The sequence below is a fragment of the Kineosporia babensis genome (assembly GCF_021129305.1).
In the GTDB taxonomy this organism is placed as follows: domain Bacteria; phylum Actinomycetota; class Actinomycetes; order Actinomycetales; family Kineosporiaceae; genus Kineosporia; species Kineosporia babensis.
Map to the genome: position 1 here is coordinate 1 of NZ_JAJOMB010000081.1, position 422 is coordinate 422.

At 62.1% G+C, this 422-nt stretch carries 1 protein-coding gene; it reads left to right on the forward strand.

Annotation, left to right across the window (positions count from 1 at the left end):
- The coding region (locus LR394_RS41060) for an S-adenosylmethionine synthetase N-terminal domain-containing protein (RefSeq protein WP_331283147.1) at positions 1-422 on the forward strand (422 nt) is incomplete at both ends.

A 422-nucleotide genomic window follows, 5' to 3' on the forward strand; every position in this document is an offset into this window, starting at 1 on the left:
CCCGACAAGATCTGTGACCAGATCAGTGACGCGGTTCTGGATGCGTTGCTGGAGCAGGATCCGTCGTCGCGGGTGGCGGTGGAGACGATGGTCACCACGGGTCTGGTGCATGTGGCGGGTGAGGTGACCACGAAGTCGTACGTGGATATCCCGTCGATTGTCCGGAAGACGATTCTGGACATCGGGTATGACTCCTCGACCAAGGGTTTTGACGGTAACTCGTGTGGTGTCGAGGTCAGTATTGGTGCGCAGTCGCCGGATATTGCGCAGGGTGTGGACACGGCGTACGAGGCGCGGGTGGAGGCCGGTGCGGATCCGTTGGATCTGCAGGGTGCGGGCGATCAGGGTCTGATGTTCGGGTATGCGAACGATGACACGCCGGAGTTGCTGCCGTTGCCGATCTGGCTGGCGCACCGGCTGGC